The sequence below is a fragment of the Streptomyces sp. NPDC001732 genome (genome assembly GCF_053596315.1).
In genome coordinates, this window is sequence record NZ_JBSFFY010000042.1 from 39,164 (window position 1) to 55,429 (window position 16,266).

General features: G+C 72.3%; 13 protein-coding genes. 7 read left to right on the forward strand and 6 right to left on the reverse strand.

The window, feature by feature from the left end:
* The first annotated feature begins 212 nt into the window (after positions 1 to 212).
* The gene (locus tag ACWCXX_RS29550; RefSeq protein WP_451132496.1) at positions 213 to 3,707 is read left to right on the forward strand and encodes a M28 family peptidase; all 3,495 of its coding nucleotides are present in this window, start codon (positions 213 to 215) and stop codon (positions 3,705 to 3,707) included.
* Positions 3,708 to 3,767: 60 nt separating this feature from the next.
* Here ACWCXX_RS29550 and ACWCXX_RS29555 read toward each other — a convergent pair whose 3' ends face one another.
* Positions 3,768 to 5,204 (reverse strand): helix-turn-helix domain-containing protein, encoded by a 1,437-nt coding sequence (locus ACWCXX_RS29555; protein ID WP_451132498.1) that lies wholly within the window; start codon positions 5,202 to 5,204, stop codon positions 3,768 to 3,770.
* Positions 5,205 to 5,946: 742 nt separating this feature from the next.
* On the opposite strand from ACWCXX_RS29555, the gene ACWCXX_RS29560 reads away from it, so the two are divergent.
* From ACWCXX_RS29560 to ACWCXX_RS29575, 4 genes are all read left to right on the forward strand, one after another.
* The gene (locus tag ACWCXX_RS29560) at positions 5,947 to 6,609 is read left to right on the forward strand and encodes a DedA family protein (RefSeq protein ID WP_451132500.1); all 663 of its coding nucleotides are present in this window, start codon (positions 5,947 to 5,949) and stop codon (positions 6,607 to 6,609) included.
* Between the two features lie 91 nt (positions 6,610 to 6,700).
* Complete coding sequence (locus tag ACWCXX_RS29565) at positions 6,701 to 7,918, forward strand: sensor histidine kinase (protein ID WP_451132502.1); 1,218 nt, start codon at positions 6,701 to 6,703, stop codon at positions 7,916 to 7,918.
* Positions 7,918 to 8,553 (forward strand): response regulator, encoded by a 636-nt coding sequence (locus ACWCXX_RS29570; RefSeq protein ID WP_451132522.1) that lies wholly within the window; start codon positions 7,918 to 7,920, stop codon positions 8,551 to 8,553. Before ACWCXX_RS29565 ends, ACWCXX_RS29570 begins: the two co-directional genes overlap by 1 nt.
* A gap of 161 nt (positions 8,554 to 8,714) precedes the next feature.
* A complete protein-coding gene (locus ACWCXX_RS29575; RefSeq protein ID WP_451132524.1) occupies positions 8,715 to 10,043 on the forward strand; it encodes a geranylgeranyl reductase family protein in 1,329 nt (442 codons plus the stop codon).
* A 121-nt stretch (positions 10,044 to 10,164) separates the two neighbouring features.
* On the opposite strand, the gene ACWCXX_RS29580 is transcribed toward ACWCXX_RS29575, so the two are convergent.
* On the reverse strand, positions 10,165 to 10,956 hold the full coding sequence (locus ACWCXX_RS29580) for a LysR family substrate-binding domain-containing protein (RefSeq protein ID WP_451132504.1): 792 nt from the start codon (positions 10,954 to 10,956) through the stop codon (positions 10,165 to 10,167).
* A 58-nt stretch (positions 10,957 to 11,014) separates the two neighbouring features.
* Between ACWCXX_RS29580 and ACWCXX_RS29585 the strand changes: the two genes are divergently transcribed.
* Both ACWCXX_RS29585 and ACWCXX_RS29590 read left to right on the forward strand, forming a co-directional pair.
* Positions 11,015 to 11,419, forward strand: coding sequence for a DUF5997 family protein (locus tag ACWCXX_RS29585; RefSeq protein WP_451132506.1), 405 nt, complete (start codon positions 11,015 to 11,017; stop codon positions 11,417 to 11,419).
* A 37-nt stretch (positions 11,420 to 11,456) separates the two neighbouring features.
* Complete coding sequence (locus tag ACWCXX_RS29590) at positions 11,457 to 12,110, forward strand: GntR family transcriptional regulator (RefSeq protein ID WP_451132508.1); 654 nt, start codon at positions 11,457 to 11,459, stop codon at positions 12,108 to 12,110.
* A gap of 58 nt (positions 12,111 to 12,168) precedes the next feature.
* Here the strand turns inward: ACWCXX_RS29590 and ACWCXX_RS29595 are convergent, their stop codons facing one another.
* The 4 genes from ACWCXX_RS29595 to ACWCXX_RS29610 form a co-directional block, all read right to left on the reverse strand.
* On the reverse strand, positions 12,169 to 12,603 hold the full coding sequence (locus tag ACWCXX_RS29595; RefSeq protein ID WP_451132510.1) for an MFS transporter: 435 nt from the start codon (positions 12,601 to 12,603) through the stop codon (positions 12,169 to 12,171).
* Positions 12,604 to 12,697: 94 nt separating this feature from the next.
* On the reverse strand, positions 12,698 to 14,194 hold the full coding sequence (locus ACWCXX_RS29600) for an IMP dehydrogenase (RefSeq protein ID WP_451132512.1): 1,497 nt from the start codon (positions 14,192 to 14,194) through the stop codon (positions 12,698 to 12,700).
* A 324-nt stretch (positions 14,195 to 14,518) separates the two neighbouring features.
* Positions 14,519 to 15,139, reverse strand: a complete 621-nt coding sequence (locus tag ACWCXX_RS29605) for an L-threonylcarbamoyladenylate synthase (RefSeq protein ID WP_451132514.1) — start codon at positions 15,137 to 15,139, stop codon at positions 14,519 to 14,521.
* 37 nt (positions 15,140 to 15,176) lie between these two features.
* Positions 15,177 to 15,863, reverse strand: coding sequence for a histidine phosphatase family protein (locus ACWCXX_RS29610; protein ID WP_451132516.1), 687 nt, complete (start codon positions 15,861 to 15,863; stop codon positions 15,177 to 15,179).
* Between the last annotated feature and the right edge of the window lie 403 nt (positions 15,864 to 16,266).

The following is a 16,266-nucleotide window of genomic DNA, read 5'->3' on the forward strand; positions in this document are numbered from 1 at the left end:
GCCCCGGTCCCGGCCGTCGTGCGATCGCACCACTGCGGCTTGACCAAACTTGCCAAGTCCCCCGGCGGCCACCGCAGTTCATTGACGAGTTCATGGCGACGTGTGAGTGTTCGGTCGCTCGCTCACGGGCGCCGGAAACCCGGCGGCCGTCGCCGTCGCGTCTCCGTGCGCGGCTGTCCGTGGTCGAGGACCCCCCAACTCAAGGAGCCTCGATGAAACGCAGACCGTTGACGGCCGGGACCACCCTGGCCGTCCTCGCCGGAATGCTGGTGGTCACCAGCGGCCAGTCGGCGTCCGCCGAACCGTCCCCGCCCGCCCCGTCCGCCCTCTCGGTCGCGGTGTCCGCCGCCGACCGGGCCGCCGCCAGCGGCCTCGACACCCTCGCCAAAGGGCCCGAGGAGCGGTACGAACGGCAGATGGTGACCCCCTGGGTCAAGGGTCTGTACTCCGTCGCGTACCAGCGCACCTACCGCGGGCTGCCCGTCGTCGGCGGGGACGCCGTCGTGGTCGCCGACTCCAAGGGCCGGGTCCGCGGCACCCAGTCGGCGGTCTCCCGCCGGATCAACGTGCCGACCGTCCCGACCGTCTCCGCGAAGAAGGCCGAGGCCACCGCCCGCAAGAAGCTCCGCACGGTGCGGCGGGTCGAATCGCAGCGCTTGGTGGTGCGCGCCACCGAGAAGACCTCCCGGCTGGCCTGGGAGACGGTGCTCTCCGGACGCACCGCCAAGGCCCCCAGCCGGCTGCACGTCTTCGTGGACGCGGGCACCGGCAAGGTCCTCGACAGCTACGACGACGTCAGGGCGGGCACCGGCAACAGCCAGTGGAACGGCCCGTCGCCGCTGGCCATCGACACCACCGCCTCGGGCGGCAGCTTCTCGCTGCGCGACCCGAACCGGCCCGGCCTGAGCTGCGCCGACTACAGCACGGGCAGTGTCTTCAGCAAGTCGAGCGACTCCTGGGGCACCGGCAACGCCACCAGCAAGGAGACCGGCTGCGTCGACGTCATGTGGGCGGCGCAGCACGAGTGGAACATGCTCAAGGACTGGCTGGGCCGCAACGGGCACGACGGCAACGGCCGCAGCTGGCCGGTGAAGGTGGGGCTCAACGACGTCAACGCCTACTGGGACGGCTCGTCGGTCTCCATCGGCCACAACAACGCCAACCAGTGGATCGGCGCGATGGACGTGGTGGGCCACGAGTTCGGCCACGGCCTCGACCAGTACACGCCCGGCGGCGCCAACAACGAGTCGGGGCTCGGCGAGGCCACCGGCGACATCATGGGCGCCCTGACCGAGGCGTACGCCAACGAACCGGCACCGTACGACGATCCGGACTACACGGTCGGCGAGAAGATCAACCTGGTCGGCAACGGGCCGATCCGGGTCATGTACGACCCGGCGCAGACCGGTGACCCGAGCTGCTACAGCTCCTCCATACCCAACACCGAGGAGCACGCCGCGGCCGGTCCGCTGAACCACTGGTTCTACCTGCTGGCCGAGGGCTCCAACCCGGGCGGCGGCAAGCCCTCCAGCCCCACCTGCAACAACGCCTCGATCGCCGGCGTGGGCATCCAGAGCGCCGGCAAGGTCTTCTACGGCGGCATGCTGCTCAAGACGAGCGGAATGACGTACAAGCGCTATCGCACGGCCACGCTCACCGCCGCCAAGAACCTCGACGCCGGCTGTGTGCTCTTCAACCGCACCAAGGCCGCCTGGGACGCCATCAGCGTCCCGGCGCAGAGCGGCGACCCGGTCTGCACGCCGAGCGGGAACAACGACTTCTCGATCTCCCTCGACCCGGCGTCGGGCTCGGCGCAGCCGGGCAGTTCGGTGACGGCCACGGTGCGCACCTCGGTCAGCTCCGGGAGCGCGGAGGCGGTCGCGCTCACGGCGAGCGGCCTGCCGAGCGGTGTCACCGCCTCGTTCAGCCCGGCGTCGGTGCAGTCCGGCGCGTCCTCGACGATGACCGTGTCCGCGTCGTCCGGCGCCGCGCCCGGCTCGTACACCTTCACCGTGAAGGGTGAGGGCACCCAGAGCCACACCGCGCAGTACACCCTGACCGTCGGCGGCGGTGGCACCCCGGGCGGCGACGCACCGGACATCAGCGTCGCCAACGTGCAGGCGCACCTCACGCAGCTCAACACCATCGCCTCGCAGAACGGCGGCAACCGCCGGGCGGGGAGCGCCGGTTACACGGCCTCGGTCGCCTATGTGAAGAGCAAGCTGCAGGCCGCCGGGTACACCGTCAGCGAGCAGACCTGCACCAGCTGCACCTACCGGGGGAACAACCTGATCGCCGACTGGCCGGGCGGCCCGGCCGACCAGACCGTCATGTTCGGCGCCCACCTGGACGGCGTGTCGGCCGGTCCCGGCATGAACGACAACGGTTCCGGTTCGGCCACCCTGCTGGAGAACGCGCTCGCCCTGGCCCAGCGGAACCCGGCCATGACCAAGCACGTCCGCTTCGCCTGGTGGAACGGCGAGGAGCAGGGCCTGCAGGGTTCGCAGTACTACGTCGGCCAGCTCACCTCCGCCCAGCGCGGCACCATCAAGGCGTACTACAACTTCGACATGGTCGCCTCGACCAACGGCGGCTACTTCATCAACAACATCGGCTCGGCCGCCTCGGCCCCGATGAAGGAGTACTGGGACTCGCTGGGCCTCTCGCCGGAGGAGAACGTCGAGGGCCAGGGGCGGTCGGACGACTACTCCTTCCAGCAGGGCGGCATCCCCACCTCGGGCTACGCCACCGGCGCCAGCGACACGAAGACGTCGGCGCAGGCCGCCAAGTGGGGCGGTACGGCGGGCCGTTCCTACGACCCGTGCTACCACTCGTCCTGTGACACCACGGCCAACATCAACGCGACCGCGCTCGACCGCAGCGCGGACGGGGTCGCCCACACGCTGTGGAAGACGTCCGTCGGCACCACCGCGCCCGGCGACGACTTCTCCGTCTCGGTGAAGCCGGTAACCGGCAACGTGCAGCCGGGCGGCTCGGTCACCGCGAGCGTGTCGACCGCGACGAGCGGCGGCTCCGCGCAGACCGTGAAGCTGTCCGCCTCCGGCGCGCCGAGCGGTGTCACGGTCTCGTTCGACCCGGCGTCCGTGCAGTCGGGCTCCTCCTCGACGATGACCGTCTCCGCCGGGGCACAGGCCGCGGCGGGCACGTACACCATCACGGTGACCGGGACCGGCAAGGCCACCCACACCACCACGTACTCCCTCGTCGTCGGTGGCGGCGGCAGCTGCCAGGCCCGGCAGGTCGTCGTCAACGGCGGCTTCGAGGACGGTGTCGCCCCATGGACGCAGACGGACGGTGTGATCAACAACCGGACGTCCGAGAAGCCCGCGCACGGCGGCTCGTACACGGCGTGGCTCGGCGGCTGGGGCTCCACCCACTCGGACACGGTCTCGCAGTCGCTGACCGTCCCGTCGGGCTGCTCGGCCTACAAGCTCTCGTTCCACCTGCGCACCGACACCGACGAGTCGGCGAGCGACCCGACCGCGTACGACACGCTCACCGTGAAGCTGGGCACCAAGACGCTCGCGACGTACTCCAACACGGACGCCACGGGCTCCTACGTCCAGAAGACCTTCGACGTCGGTGAGTTCGCCGGCCAGACGGTCACCCTCGGCTTCACCAGCAAGGAGGACGCCTACCTGCAGACCAGCTTCGTCGTGGACGACGTCGCACTGAACGCCGGTTGATCCTCCGCCGGTGAACCACTGGGGGCGGGGCGTGTGCACACACGCCCCGCCCCCGCCGTCTCAGCGCACGACGGCGGCCAGCCGCCGGACGAAGTCGTCGGTCTCCGGCCGGTCGTCGCGCCGGGCCGCCAACCTGCCGTGCAGGCCGCGCAGTTCCTGGCCGAGCAGGGTCGACGCGGTGATCTCGGTGGTGTCGAGCACGGGCCGGGCGACGGCGATCGCCGCCTGCGGGTCCTGGGCGCAGGCGTGGGCGTCCGCCATGCGCACCAGGAACAGCTTCCGCGCCGAGTCCATCCCGGGCGGGAGCAGGTTCAGCGCGGCGCGGGCCGCCCCGACCGCGCGCAGGGCCAGCCGACGGTCCCCGGTCGCCGCGGCGAGGTCCCGCAGCGCTCCTGCGGCACCGGACTCCACCCGCAGGCGCACGGAGGCGACGGACAGCCAGGGCGCCTCGGTCTCGTCCCGTTCGCGGACCCGGTCCAGCTCCGACCAGGCGTGTTCGATGTGCCCCAGGGCCTGTCGCGCGTCGCCGCGGACGGCGTGGCCGCGCGCCTGGTACAGGTCGCTCATGGCGCCCGCCCAGTGCCGCCCGGCGGCCACCTGCCGGATCGCGCCCCCGTAGGCGAGGGCGGACAGGCCGTCGCCCTCCAGCCGGGCCAGGGTACTCATGTCGCCGAGTGCGGCCACCTCCGTCCCGATGTGCCCGGCCATTCCGGCCCAGACCAGTGACCGGTCGAGCCAGGCCATCGCCGTCGCGTTGCGGCCCCACAGCAGCCTCAGACAGCCGGCCGACTGTGCGTACTCGGCTGCCAGCGGCGCCAGTTGGCGCTGGTAGGGCGCCGCGGGCAGGGCCATCCAGCGGAGCATCGCGTGCAGGGTGCGCTCGACCACGACGGTCGCTCCGGGCCAGGCCCGCTCCTCGTCGGCCCGCAGACAGACGGCGAGCAGCGCCGTCAGGGCGTGCACCGTGTCGGTGTCCAGCGGAGGGTGGGACACCGTGGCCGGGCCCAGCGCGCAGAAGGCCGTGTGCAGGGCGACCACGTCGTCGAGGGCGGGAACGGCGCACCCCTCGCGGCCGTGCACCGGGCACACCAGCCCGTAGGTGGGCAGGCTCCGGGGCAGCACGGTGTCCGGCGGCAGCATGGCGAGCAGGGAGCCGCCCGCGGGTTCGCCGGGCAGCGGGCCGGTCCGCGCGGGGGCCGGTGCGGGCGGTGCTCCCCCGCCCTCCTCGCCCTGGCCCGCGGCGCTCTCGGCCTCCGCCGCGGCCTCGCAGGCGGCGAGGAGGTCGCCGCCCGCCGTCATGAGTTCGTCCAGCCTGCGGGCCAGCGGCAGCGGTGTCCTGCGGGTGCCGTGTTCCAGTTTGCTGATGGCGGTGTGGTCGTATCCGACGCGGGTGCCCACCTGTGCCTGGGTGAGCCCGGCGCGCCTGCGCCACTGCCGCAGTCTGGCCCCGAAGTCCTGCCACACCTCTGCGGTACGGGCGTCCTGCAGAGGGCCCATGCCCTCGGTGATCACCCGGAGCTCCGCGCGACCCCGTCGAACTCCCCACCCGTGCCACGCTCATGGCTCATAGCCGGGAAGAATAGCGAGCACGCGCACCCGCTGTCCCCTGCGCGAGGTAAAGATGGCGTCTTCCCGTTGTCTCCCGTTCCGTCCCGTGCGGGACGGAACGGCGCCGAAGCGCCGCCCGGCCCGTCCGGTGTCCGACGCGCCGTCATGTTCCGCCCGGCGTACGCCTGGTGGGGCGAGGGGCGGGCGCGCCGTCCCGTCGCGAAGAGTCCCGGAAGATCCGCATGAGCGGGCTGCCCACCGGGCATATGACGGATTACCGATCAGGAGGTGATGGCAATGGGCCGCATCAGGATCGTCCGACGTCCACAACCGCCGTCCCGGCCGGCGCCCCTCGATCTGCGGACTCCGTCCGGCCGCCCGTTGCCGTACTGAGCGGGGGCCCGGCACGCCGCCGCCCCCGGCCGGGGGCGGCGGACCGCGTTTCACCGTCGCCGGGCCCCCGGCCGGTGACGGCCGCCGCATCCGCGCGGCACGGCGTCGTGGTGTCGCGTTCGCGCCGCGCCTCGCCACCGTGACCTCGTGGTTGAGGAAAACCGCAGGGCGGCGGGTGCGGACGACCGCATCCGGTTCGACGGTGATCCCCGTACCGGCGCCGACCGCCGATTCCTAGCGTTGCCGGTGAGGCGCGACGGACTTCTCGCGCCCGTCACCACCGGCCGGGAGTCAGGTCATGAATTTCGTGCAGTCGGGCCTTCCACAGGAACCCGCGGGAGGCGTCGCGGGCTGGGCAGCCGATCTCGTCGACGCCATGGGAGGCCCGGGAGCCGGCCTCGCCATCGCCCTGGAGAACCTCTTTCCGCCGCTGCCCAGCGAGGTCGTCCTCCCGCTGACCGGCTTCGCGGCGGGGCGGGGCGTCATCTCCCTGACCTCCGCGCTCGTGTGGACCACGCTCGGTTCCGTGGTGGGCGCGGTGGCCCTGTACTGGCTCGGGATGCTCTTCGGCCGCGACCGGATGCATGCGATCTGGGCGAAACTACCGCTGGTGAAGACGTCCGATCTGGAGCGTACGGAGCAGTGGTTCGCCAGGCACGGCACCAAGGCCGTCCTCCTCGGCCGCATGGTGCCGGTCTTCCGGAGTCTCGTCTCCGTGCCGGCCGGGGTGGAGCGCATGCGGCTGCCGCTCTTCGTGGCGCTGACCGCCGTGGGCAGCCTGCTGTGGAACACGGTGCTGGTGACGGCCGGGTACTGGCTCGGCGACCGGTGGGACCTGGTGGAGACCTACGTCGGGGTCCTGTCCAAGGCCGTTCTCGCCCTGGCCCTGGTTGCGGTCGCCGGATACGTGGTCCTGCGGCTCCGGTCCCGCGGCCGGGCGCGGCACCGTCGTGTCCTCTGATCCGCGGGCCGCGGCCCCGTACGGCGGGGGCCGCCCCGGGCCGGACGAACGATCTTGCCCCGGCCGTTCCGCACGACTAGCCTCGCCCTTCGTGCGGGGGGATTCCACAGACGGTTCGGCCGGTCGTGCCACGGGTTCGCCCGGTCCACGGCCCGAGGAGGGGGGCGCCCCGGCGGGGCGCGCCCGGCCGTGGCACCTGAGGGCCGTCGGTTCCCTGCTCGGTTGCTGCACCGCCCTGGCGGGGCTCCTCCACTTCGCCGTCGTCGGCGTGCCGACGGGCCCGTTCCTCCTGTGGCCCCGCACGCGTCAGCGCGCACGGGCCGTGCTGAGCGCCGGTGCGCGACGCCTGGTGGAACTCGAACGCGGGCGTCGCAGCTTCTTCTTCGGTGACCGGTTCCCCACGCGCCGGGCCTCCGACCCGGACGTGCTCCGCCACCTCGCCGTGCGCACCTGGGCGGGCATGCTGACGGGTGCCGTGCTCGCGCTGCTCGCCTACGGAGTCGTCCTGGCCGGTGTGCTGGTGACCAGGCTGCCCCACTCCTCCTCGGGCCCGCTCGCCCTGTTGGCACAGGCCGTCCTCGGCGGCCTGCTGCTCTTCCTCGGCCTCCAGGGGCTCGTCTCCCTCTGTGCCCTCGACACCCGGCAGGCGCGCGAGCACTTCGGCCCCTCCGAGCGGGAGTTGCTGGAGCGGCGGGTCGCGGAGCTGGCCGCCAGCCGGGCCGAGGTGCTCCGGGCCGTCGACGCGGAACGCAGGCGGATCGAACGCGATCTGCACGACGGGGTGCAGCAGCGGCTCGTGGCGCTGGCCATGCTGCTGGGACGGGCGCGCCGCAACCGGACGCCCGAGCAGGTGGCCGCGCTGCTCCGGCAGGCGCACGAGGAGGCCGGGGAAGTCCTCACCGAACTGAGGGAAGTGGCCTGGCAGGTCTATCCGTCCGCACTGGACGAGCTGGGGCTGGAGGAGGCGCTGACCGGGGTGGCACAGCGCTGCGCCATTCCCCTGCACATCGCGTTCGACGTGCCGCCGCCGCTGCCCCGGCCCGTGGAGACGGCCGCCTACTTCGTGGTGTCGGAGGCCGTGACCAACGCGGCCAAGCATTCCGGTGCCGGCCGGGTCCGGGTCCGGGTCACGGGCGACGGGAACCGGTTGTCCGTTTCCGTCCGGGACGACGGCACCGGTGGCGCGGATCCCGCGGGCGGCGGACTGGCCGGGCTGCGCGGCCGGGTGGACGCGCTCGACGGCCGGTTGTACATCGACAGCCCCGTCGGGGGCCCCACCACGATCACCGCGGAGTTGCCGTGCGCGTAATGCTGGCCGAGGATTCGACCCTGCTCAGGGAGGGCCTGGCGCTCCTGCTGGCCGAGGAGGGGCATGAGGTCCTCGCCGCGGTCGGGGACGGGGCGTCCCTCGTCCGGGCCGTCGAGGCGGATCCGCCGGACCTCGTCGTCGTGGACATCCGGATGCCTCCCACGCACACCGACGAGGGGCTGCGGGCCGCGCTGGAGATCCGGGAACGGTGGCCCCCGGTGGGTGTGCTGGTGCTCTCCCAGCACGTGGAGCGCAGTTACGCCGTCCGGCTGCTGTCCGCCAACGCCGAGCGGGTCGGCTATCTGCTCAAGGACCGGGTCGCGCAGGTGGACGAGTTCCTGGACTCGTTGGAGCGCGTCCATGCGGGCGGTGCGGCCATCGACGCCGAGGTGGTGCGGCAGCTGGTGATCAGGACCACGCACACCGACCCGCTGGCCGGGCTGACGCCCCGGGAACGCGACGTGCTGGAGCAGGTCGCGCAGGGCCGTACCAACGCGGCCATCGGGGAGCAGCTGCACCTCTCGCTGAGTTCGGTCGAGAAGCATCTCAACGCGATCTTCGAGAAGCTCGGTCTGCCGCGCTCCACCGGCTACAGCCGGCGTGTGCTGGCGGTCCTGCGCTATCTGGAGTCGTAGGCCGGGCGGATCCGGCGGCCCCGGCCGCGCACCGGCTCGACGCCGTGTCGACCGGCTGCCGGATCACCGGGCCTGGTTCCGCCCGGCCCCTTCTTGATCGATGATGATGCCCGGGGATGCCGTCCCCGGTATGGCACCGGCTGTTCCAGAAGGGGTTCCCGATGCGGGAGACGACACCAGAGCGGTCACCGTCCGACGCCCGGTCCGGCCACGGGTCGGACCAGGACGCCCAGGTCATCGTGGTGGGGGCGGGGCCCGCGGGCTCGGCCGCGGCCTTCCACCTCGCCAGAGCGGGCGTGGACGTCCTGCTCCTGGAGAAGTCCCACTTCCCCCGGGAGAAGGTGTGCGGGGACGGTCTGACGCCGCGCGCCGTGCACCAGCTCATCAGGATGGGCGTCGACATCAAGGCACCGGGGTGGACGCGGTCGCGCGGAATGCGCTGGGTGGCCGGGGACCATCAGGTGCACATCGACTGGCCCGCGCTCGGGCGTTACCCGGATTTCGGCCTCTCCCGGAGCCGGCACGACTTCGACGACATCCTCGCCCGCCACGCCGTGGCCGCCGGAGTTCGGCTGCGCCCCGGTACGAAGGTGACCCACCCCCTGACCGACCGGGCGGGCCGCATCACCGGGGTCACCGCCGTCAACGGGGAGAAGGAGTCCCTGGAATTCCGCGCGCCGGTCGTGATCGCCGCCGACGGCGCCTCCGCCCGGCTCGCCCTCGCCATGGGGCTCCAGCGTGACAGGAACAGGCAGATCGCGACGGCCGCCCGCCGCTACTACCACAGCCCGGAGCGTTCCAAGGAGGAGTACCTGGAACTGTGGGCCGACCTCCGCTTCCCGGGGAGCGACCACTACCTGCCCGGGTACGGCTGGATCTTCCCCATGGGCGACGGTCGCGTCAACGTCGGTCTCGGCGCGCTGCCGCACCGCCGGCACGGGAAGGCCGACCTGCGCGCCGCGCTGGACGAGTGGCTGGCCCGCACCCCCGAGGCCTGGGGGCTGCGCGAGGAGAACGCGGAGGGTCCGGTCCGCAGCGCGGCCCTTCCCATGGGATTCAACCGGCACCCCCTGTATGCCCGCGGGCTCCTTCTCGTGGGTGACTCCGGCGGCATGATCAGTCCCTGGAACGGCGAGGGGATCGGCCAGGCCATGGAGGCCGGTGAGGTCGCGGCCGAGACCGTCGCGCTGGCTCTCGCCCTTCCCCGGGGGCCCCGGCGGGAACAGGTGCTGCGCGGCTATCCCCTTGAGATGAACCGGCGTTGGGGGAGCTACTACCGCCTCGGCAACAAGGCCGCCGATCTCGTCTTCAGCCGGTCCGGTTTCCAGCCGGTCCTCAACCGTTACGTCATGGGGTCGCCGTTCCTCCTCAACGCCCTGGCCCGGCTGCTCACCAACCTCACGGACAGGCCCTCGCACGATTTGATCGACCATCTGCTCAACGGCGTCGTGCGCCTCGTGCCCGAGCCCCGGGTGCGTCGCGGGCGCTGAGCACGGCGGACACGGATGGTGCGCCGGGTGTCCGCCGGTGCACCGCTCCCCCGGTCACTCGTCGTTCCCGGCCCCGTACGGCTGATCGCCGCGTACGCGGCGGAGACGGGGCGCGGGGCGGTTACGAACGGCGGCGGGGCTTGCCGCGTCCGGCCGTCCGGCCGCCGGAACCGCCCCGCGGGTTCTTCCCCGCCGATCTGCCGTCCGTCTTCTTCCCCGCCGACCTGCCGCCGGCCGCGGGCTTGCGCCGCGCACCGCCCGTCTCCGCGCGCTTGTCCTTCGCCGCCCGCTCCTGGGACCTGGCCCGGCCTCTCGTGCTGTTGACGGTCCGTCCCCGGACGATCCCGATGAACTCCTCCACCAGGTCGGTGGTCCCGTCCTCCAGCCACGACAGCGCGACGCGGGAGGCGGGGGCGTCCGTCACCGGCCGGTACGTGAGGTCCTTGCGGTGGTGCAGGCGGGCGAGCGACTGCGGTACGACGAGCAGCCCGATGCCCGCCGCCACCAGCGCGACGGCGTCCGCCGTCGTGGCGGGACGCTCGTTGGCCGGGAGCCCGGGGGGCCGCTCCCAGTCGAGCGTGTCGTCGAGGGGGTGCAGCACGATCTCGTCGGCCAGGTCGGCCGTGCCGATCTCGTCGACCGCCGCCACGAGGTGGTCCTTCGGCACCACGACCACGGTCGTCTCGGTGTAGAGCGGGATCGCGCTGAGGGCCGTCCGGTCGATGGGCAGCCGTACGAGGCCGGCGTCGGCGCCGCCGTCCCGCAGCATGTCGGGGGCCTCGGCGGCCGACACTCCGACGAGGGTGAGCGGAACGTCGGGCAGCCGCTCGTTCCAGACCCGCACCCACTTGGCGGGGGTCACCCCCGGGACGTAGGCGAGCCGGAACGAGGGGGTTTCTTCCGAACGTGTCACCCCGCCAGGTTACCGGCCCTGGTCGGAGGTAGCTCACATGCTCGATACCCTGGACACCATGACGTCGCACAAGACCGCCCAGACGATGAAACCCGCGACCGCGGCGAAGAAGCTGGGTGTGTACCTCGAGGCCACCCCCACCGAGTTCCAGGAGGGTGTCGTCTCGCGCACCGAGCTGAACGCCCTGCAGTCCGATCCTCCGCAGTGGCTGCAGGAACTGCGACGCAACGGTCCGCACCCCCGGCCGGTGGTCGCGGCGAAGCTGGGTGTCTCGATCTCCGGTCTCGCCCGGGGCGGGATCACTCAGGCCCTCACCACGGAGCAGATCGACGCGCTGAAGAAGGAGTCCCCCGAGTGGCTCCTGAAGGAGCGCGCCACCCAGGCGGAGGTCCGCAAGGAAGCCGCGCGGATCAAGGAGAAGAACGCGGCGCGCGACGACCGGGCCGACGGTCCGCGTTCCTGACGGTCCCGTCCCCGCCATGACGGAAGAATCATCGGCCATGACAGAGTCCGGACCCTTCGAGCCTGAGTCGGAGCGTGTGGCCCGGCAGTTGCGGGACGACATCCTCGACGGGGTCCGGCTGCCGGGCAGCAAGCTCGTCGAACGCGAGATCGCCGCGGAGCTCGGTGTGAGCCGGGTGCCCGTCCGCGATGCCCTCAAGGCGCTCGTGACCGAGGGCCTGGTCACCCCCAGGCCCCGGACATGGGCGGTCGTACGGGAGTTCACCGCCTCGGACATCGCCGATCTGGACGAGATCCGTACCTCGCTCGAACTGCTCACCTTCCGGCTGGCCGCTCAGCGCCATGCCCGCGCGGGTCTCGAAAGGCTCCGCGCGGATCTCGATGCCGAGCTGTCCGCCGCTCTCGCGGGCGACGCGGTGGGGGCCCGGCGGGCCGCCGCCGACTTCCATCAGACGGTGACCTCGCTGGCCGGGAACGACCTGCTCCGCGAGCTGGAGCAGACGCTTCGCAGCAGGATGCGATGGTTCCTGGCGCAGCACGACGACCTCGTGGGGATCGCGAAGGAGCACGAGGCGCTCTACGAGGCGATCGCCGACCGTGACGTCCAGCGGGTGGAGGAGCTCGTGACGGAGCACCTGGTGAACAGCCGGCGCGCCGTCGCGGCACGGCGGCGCGGGGCACAGGGTTCCTGAGGCACGAGGAGCACTTCCCGGGCCGCACAACTCCCACGGCACCGCTTCCGGGCATTCTTCACCGGGATGCCGGGGAGCGGCGCCGTTCACGATTTCCGGTACACCATTCGCGAAGCCGTCGGCCGAGGGCGGGGCGCGTCACGGCGTGTGGACGCCGCTGTACCTGAGCAGTCGGGGCACCTGGGCCGCGCAGCGGCCAGAGCGCCTCGAGCGAGACCGCGTACCAGGTGGTCGAGATCCACAGGGCCGCGGGCGCCCCGAAGGCGCTGATCATCGCCCCGCCGACGGCCGGGCCGATGACCTGCGTCATGTTCATCGCCAGCGCGTTCAGCGCGTTGGCGTTGCTCAGGTTCTCCCGCCCGACGAGATCGAGCACGAGCGAGGCGCGCGCCGGCTGCGACGTACGGCGCCCCGGTGCCCGGACCGTCCGCGGGTTCGCGAAATCGCCGCCCCTCTCCCCCGGCGCGAGGCGGCCGACCCGAAGGGCGATCACCCGCGAAATGGCATACCGATAATGATTGCTGGTTGAACCGATCCGGGGTGGCGGGGCAGCGACCGCTTCCGGGGGCGGCACCCCCGGAAGCCCGTCAGGAGACCGTCGCCGGGGCGTCCCGCAGGGTGACGTTGGCGTGGCTCTCCTGGAAGCTCTGGTCCGAGACGAGGGTCAGCCGGGCCGTGGAGCGGAACTCAGGCAGGGTGGCGGACCCGCAGGAGACCATCGTGGTCCTGAGCTTGGCGACGGTCAGGGCGAGCCCTTCGTCGAGGTCGCCCGCGTAGGGGACGTAGCCGTCCACGCCCTCCTCGAAGAGGAGACCCTGGCCGCCCTGGCCGTAGCGCTGCCAGTTGCGGGCCCGGTTGGAGCCCTCGCCCCAGTACTCCTTCACGAAGCCGTCGCGGGTGGGCAGCTTCGCGCCGGCCGCCTGGTCGAAGCGTGCGAAGTAACGCCCCATCATGACGAAGTCGGCGCCCATCGCCAACGCCAGGGCCACGTGGTAGTCGTGCACCAGCCCGCCGTCGGAACAGATCGGCACGTACTCGCCGGTGCGTTCGCACAAGGCGTCCCGGGCCGCCGCGACGTCCAGCACGGCGCTGGCCTGGCCGCGGCCGATGCCCTTCTGGTCGCGGGTGATGCAGATGGAGCCACCGCCCACCCCGACCTTGACGAAGTCCGCCCCCGCCTCGGCGAGAAAGGTGAACGCCTCGCCGTCGACCACGTTGCCGCCGCCGACCGGGATCTCCGGGTAGTGCTTCTTCACCCAGGTCAGGGCTTGTGCCTGCCAGTCGCTGTAGCCGTCGGACGAGTCGAAGCACAGCGCGTCCGCGCCCGCTTCCAGCAGGGCCGGGACGCGCTCCTGGTAGTCGTGGGTGTTGATGCCCGCGCCCACGCGAAGTCGCTTGGCGGCGTCCACGACCTGGTGCGGGAAACGCTTGTTGTCCGCGTAGTCGGAACGGAACACCAGATGCTGGAGGTGCCCCTCGGCGTCCAGCACCGGGAGGCAGTCCAGCCGCTCGTCCCACAGCCGCGCGTTGGCTTCGGAGAGCGTGGCGTCGGGCCCCGCGGTGGCCAGGTCGGCGACGGCGGTCATCCGGCCGCCGACCGGGCCGTCCAGGTCGTGGCGCTGGGGGTGGAAGTCCCGGGAGGTCACCAGGCCGAGCAGGCGGCCGTTCGCGGTCCCGTCGTGGGTGACCGCGGCGGTGCTGTGCCCGGTGCGGCGCATGACGTCGACCAGGAGGCCCAGGCTGTCGTCGGGACGGACGTTCGTGTCGCTGGTGACGAATCCGGCCTTGAAGTTCTTCACCTGGCGGACCGCCGCGGCCTGTTCCTCGATCGGCTGGTTGTGGTGCAGGAAGCTGAGACCGCCGTTGCGCGCGAGCGCGATCGCGAGCTCGGGCGTGCTGACGGCCTGCATGATCGCGGACGTGAACGGGGACCCCAGTTCGATCGCCGACGCCTCGCCCGCGAGGTGCCGCACCAGGGACGTACGCAGGTCGACCGTCGCGGCCGAGCAGTCGGCCCGGGTCCGGTTCGGCAGGAGCAGAAACTCGTTGAACGTCCGTGAGACCTCGGCGATGATCTGTGCCACTCGTGGTTCCTCCTGGCCCGTCGGGCGGGACCCGACTGGCCCCGCGCCATGAGGATCGCCCCCCGTGTCCCGGGGTCCCGGGCAGGCAGAGAACGGCACAGCAGTCGTGGAGGTGCCACCGACCGCGGCAGAGCTCTGACCGGTCCCAGGATCGAACGGGGTGCGGTCGTGACCAGGCACCTTACCGATCTCCCCGGCCTCCGCACGAATCGTGACCGCCGCCCGAGGGCCCGGCTGCTCCCGCCGCCCCGATCAGCGCCGCGGCCCTGCCGTCGCGAGCGCCGCTCGGCCCCGGCCGGCGACGGCGGGGCCACCGACGCGCGGCTACTCGAACCGGGCGGTGTCGCCGGCCCCCCGGCGGACGATCTCGGGTTCGCCGCCCGAGAAGTCGATGACCGTGGTCGGCTCGGTGCCGCAGTCGCCCGAGTCCACGACGGCGTCCACCACGTGATCGAGTCGTTCCTTGATCTCCCAGCCCTGCGTCATCGGCTCGTCCTCGTCGGGCAGGAGCAGCGTGCTGGACAGCAGCGGCTCCCCGAGTTCGGCGAGCAGCGCCTGGGCGACCACGTGGTCGGGGATCCGGACCCCGACCGTCTTCTTCTTGGGGTGCATCAGCTGGCGCGGCACCTCCTTCGTCGCGGGCAGGATGAAGGTGTAGCTGCCGGGCGTCGCCGCCTTGACCGCGCGGAACACGTCGTTGTCGACGTGGACGAACTGGCCGAGCTGCGCGAAGTCCTGGCAGACGAGCGTGAAGTGGTGGCGGTCGTCGAGGTTGCGGATCGATCTGATCCGGCCGATGCCGTCCCGGCTGCCGAGCCGGCATCCCAGGGCATAGCAGGAGTCCGTGGGGTACGCGACGAGTGCGCCGGACCGGATGCTGTCGGCCACGCTGCTGATGGTGCGTCGCTGGGGATTCACGGGGTGTACGTCGTAGTACTTCGCCATTTCGCCGAGTCTAGGCGGTGTTTGTGGGCCCGTCCGCTCATCGGTGGTCACGTCGTCCGTGTGCCGTCCGCGTCGCGGCCGGTCGGCCCTCGTCGGAGAGCGGGATCCGGAGCTCGGGCGGGAAGCCGGTCCAGCGGAGTTCCGCGGGGAGGTGCCCAGTGTCGTTGCAGAAGAGCACGGACGCGGGGCGGCCGGGCGCGTACCGGATGGCGGTGAGTGCGGCGTTGGCGTGGTCGAGGCCCATCCAGCGCCACTCGGGGGCGTCGAGGGCGGCCCGGACGATCCAGCCGATGAGGAAGTTGTGGGTGACGACCAGTTCGTGGCGTGGTTCGTCCCCCTCGACGGGTCCGGTGAACCGTGCGAGGGCCTCCCGGGCCAGTTCCGGTCCGCGCTCGCGTTCCTCGGCCGGGAAGAGGGAGAGGCGGGCGAGCATGGAGTCGGCCGATTCCGCGGGGAGTTCTTCTCGCTCCGGCAGGTGGGGGATGTAGTCCCCGGCCGGTTCGGACGGCTGCGGGAACACGCCGTCGAGCCGCTCGCAGATCAGCCGGGCGGTCTGTGCCGCCCGTGGGAGCGGGCCGTGGTGGACGGCCGCGAGCGGGATGCGCCGGAGCCGCTCGCCGAGCAGTACGGCCTGGCGGCGCCCGTCGTCCGTCAGCCCGCTCTCGTCCGGGGTGGCCTCGCCGTGCCGGGCGAGGTAGAGGTAACGGGCGGCTGTTTCGGGCATGGACGGCTTCCTCCGGCACTGTTCGCGATCCTGCGGGCATCCGGACGGACGCCGGTGCGCGCCACACGGTTCCGCTGCCGTCCGGGGCGGACGCACGCCCGCGGCCGGGGTTCCGCTTCCGCGCGCCCCGGCTGTACGCCTCCCCGGACCGCACGCCCACCAAGCCGCCGGGTCGATGGGCCGACGGGCCGGGTCGTGACCGACGGCCGGCACGAGGTACTGCGGGGGCACGGCGACGGCACGGTGCGGCTGTGGGGAGCTCGACCGGGAGCCCGCCGCCGGGGACGACGACGGCGGGCCCGGGGAGAGTCGGGCCGGGTGGTGTGGGCTCGTGTGCGGGGTGGTGTCTCAGTCCCATTCGTCCTGGTTGATGAAGCGGCTGAAGCCCCGCCAGGAGTTGGGG

Coding starts and splice junctions, on each gene's coding strand:
- ACWCXX_RS29610 (WP_451132516.1), bottom strand. CDS start 15,863: ATGCCCGAAACAGCCGCCCGTTACCTCTACCTCGCCCGGCACGGCGAG.
- ACWCXX_RS29560 (WP_451132500.1), top strand. CDS start 5,947: ATGAATTTCGTGCAGTCGGGCCTTCCACAGGAACCCGCGGGAGGCGTC.
- ACWCXX_RS29590 (WP_451132508.1), top strand. CDS start 11,457: ATGACAGAGTCCGGACCCTTCGAGCCTGAGTCGGAGCGTGTGGCCCGG.
- ACWCXX_RS29605 (WP_451132514.1), bottom strand. CDS start 15,139: ATGGCGAAGTACTACGACGTACACCCCGTGAATCCCCAGCGACGCACC.
- ACWCXX_RS29575 (WP_451132524.1), top strand. CDS start 8,715: ATGCGGGAGACGACACCAGAGCGGTCACCGTCCGACGCCCGGTCCGGC.
- ACWCXX_RS29550 (WP_451132496.1), top strand. CDS start 213: ATGAAACGCAGACCGTTGACGGCCGGGACCACCCTGGCCGTCCTCGCC.
- ACWCXX_RS29585 (WP_451132506.1), top strand. CDS start 11,015: ATGACGTCGCACAAGACCGCCCAGACGATGAAACCCGCGACCGCGGCG.
- ACWCXX_RS29570 (WP_451132522.1), top strand. CDS start 7,918: ATGCTGGCCGAGGATTCGACCCTGCTCAGGGAGGGCCTGGCGCTCCTG.
- ACWCXX_RS29555 (WP_451132498.1), bottom strand. CDS start 5,204: ATGGGCCCTCTGCAGGACGCCCGTACCGCAGAGGTGTGGCAGGACTTC.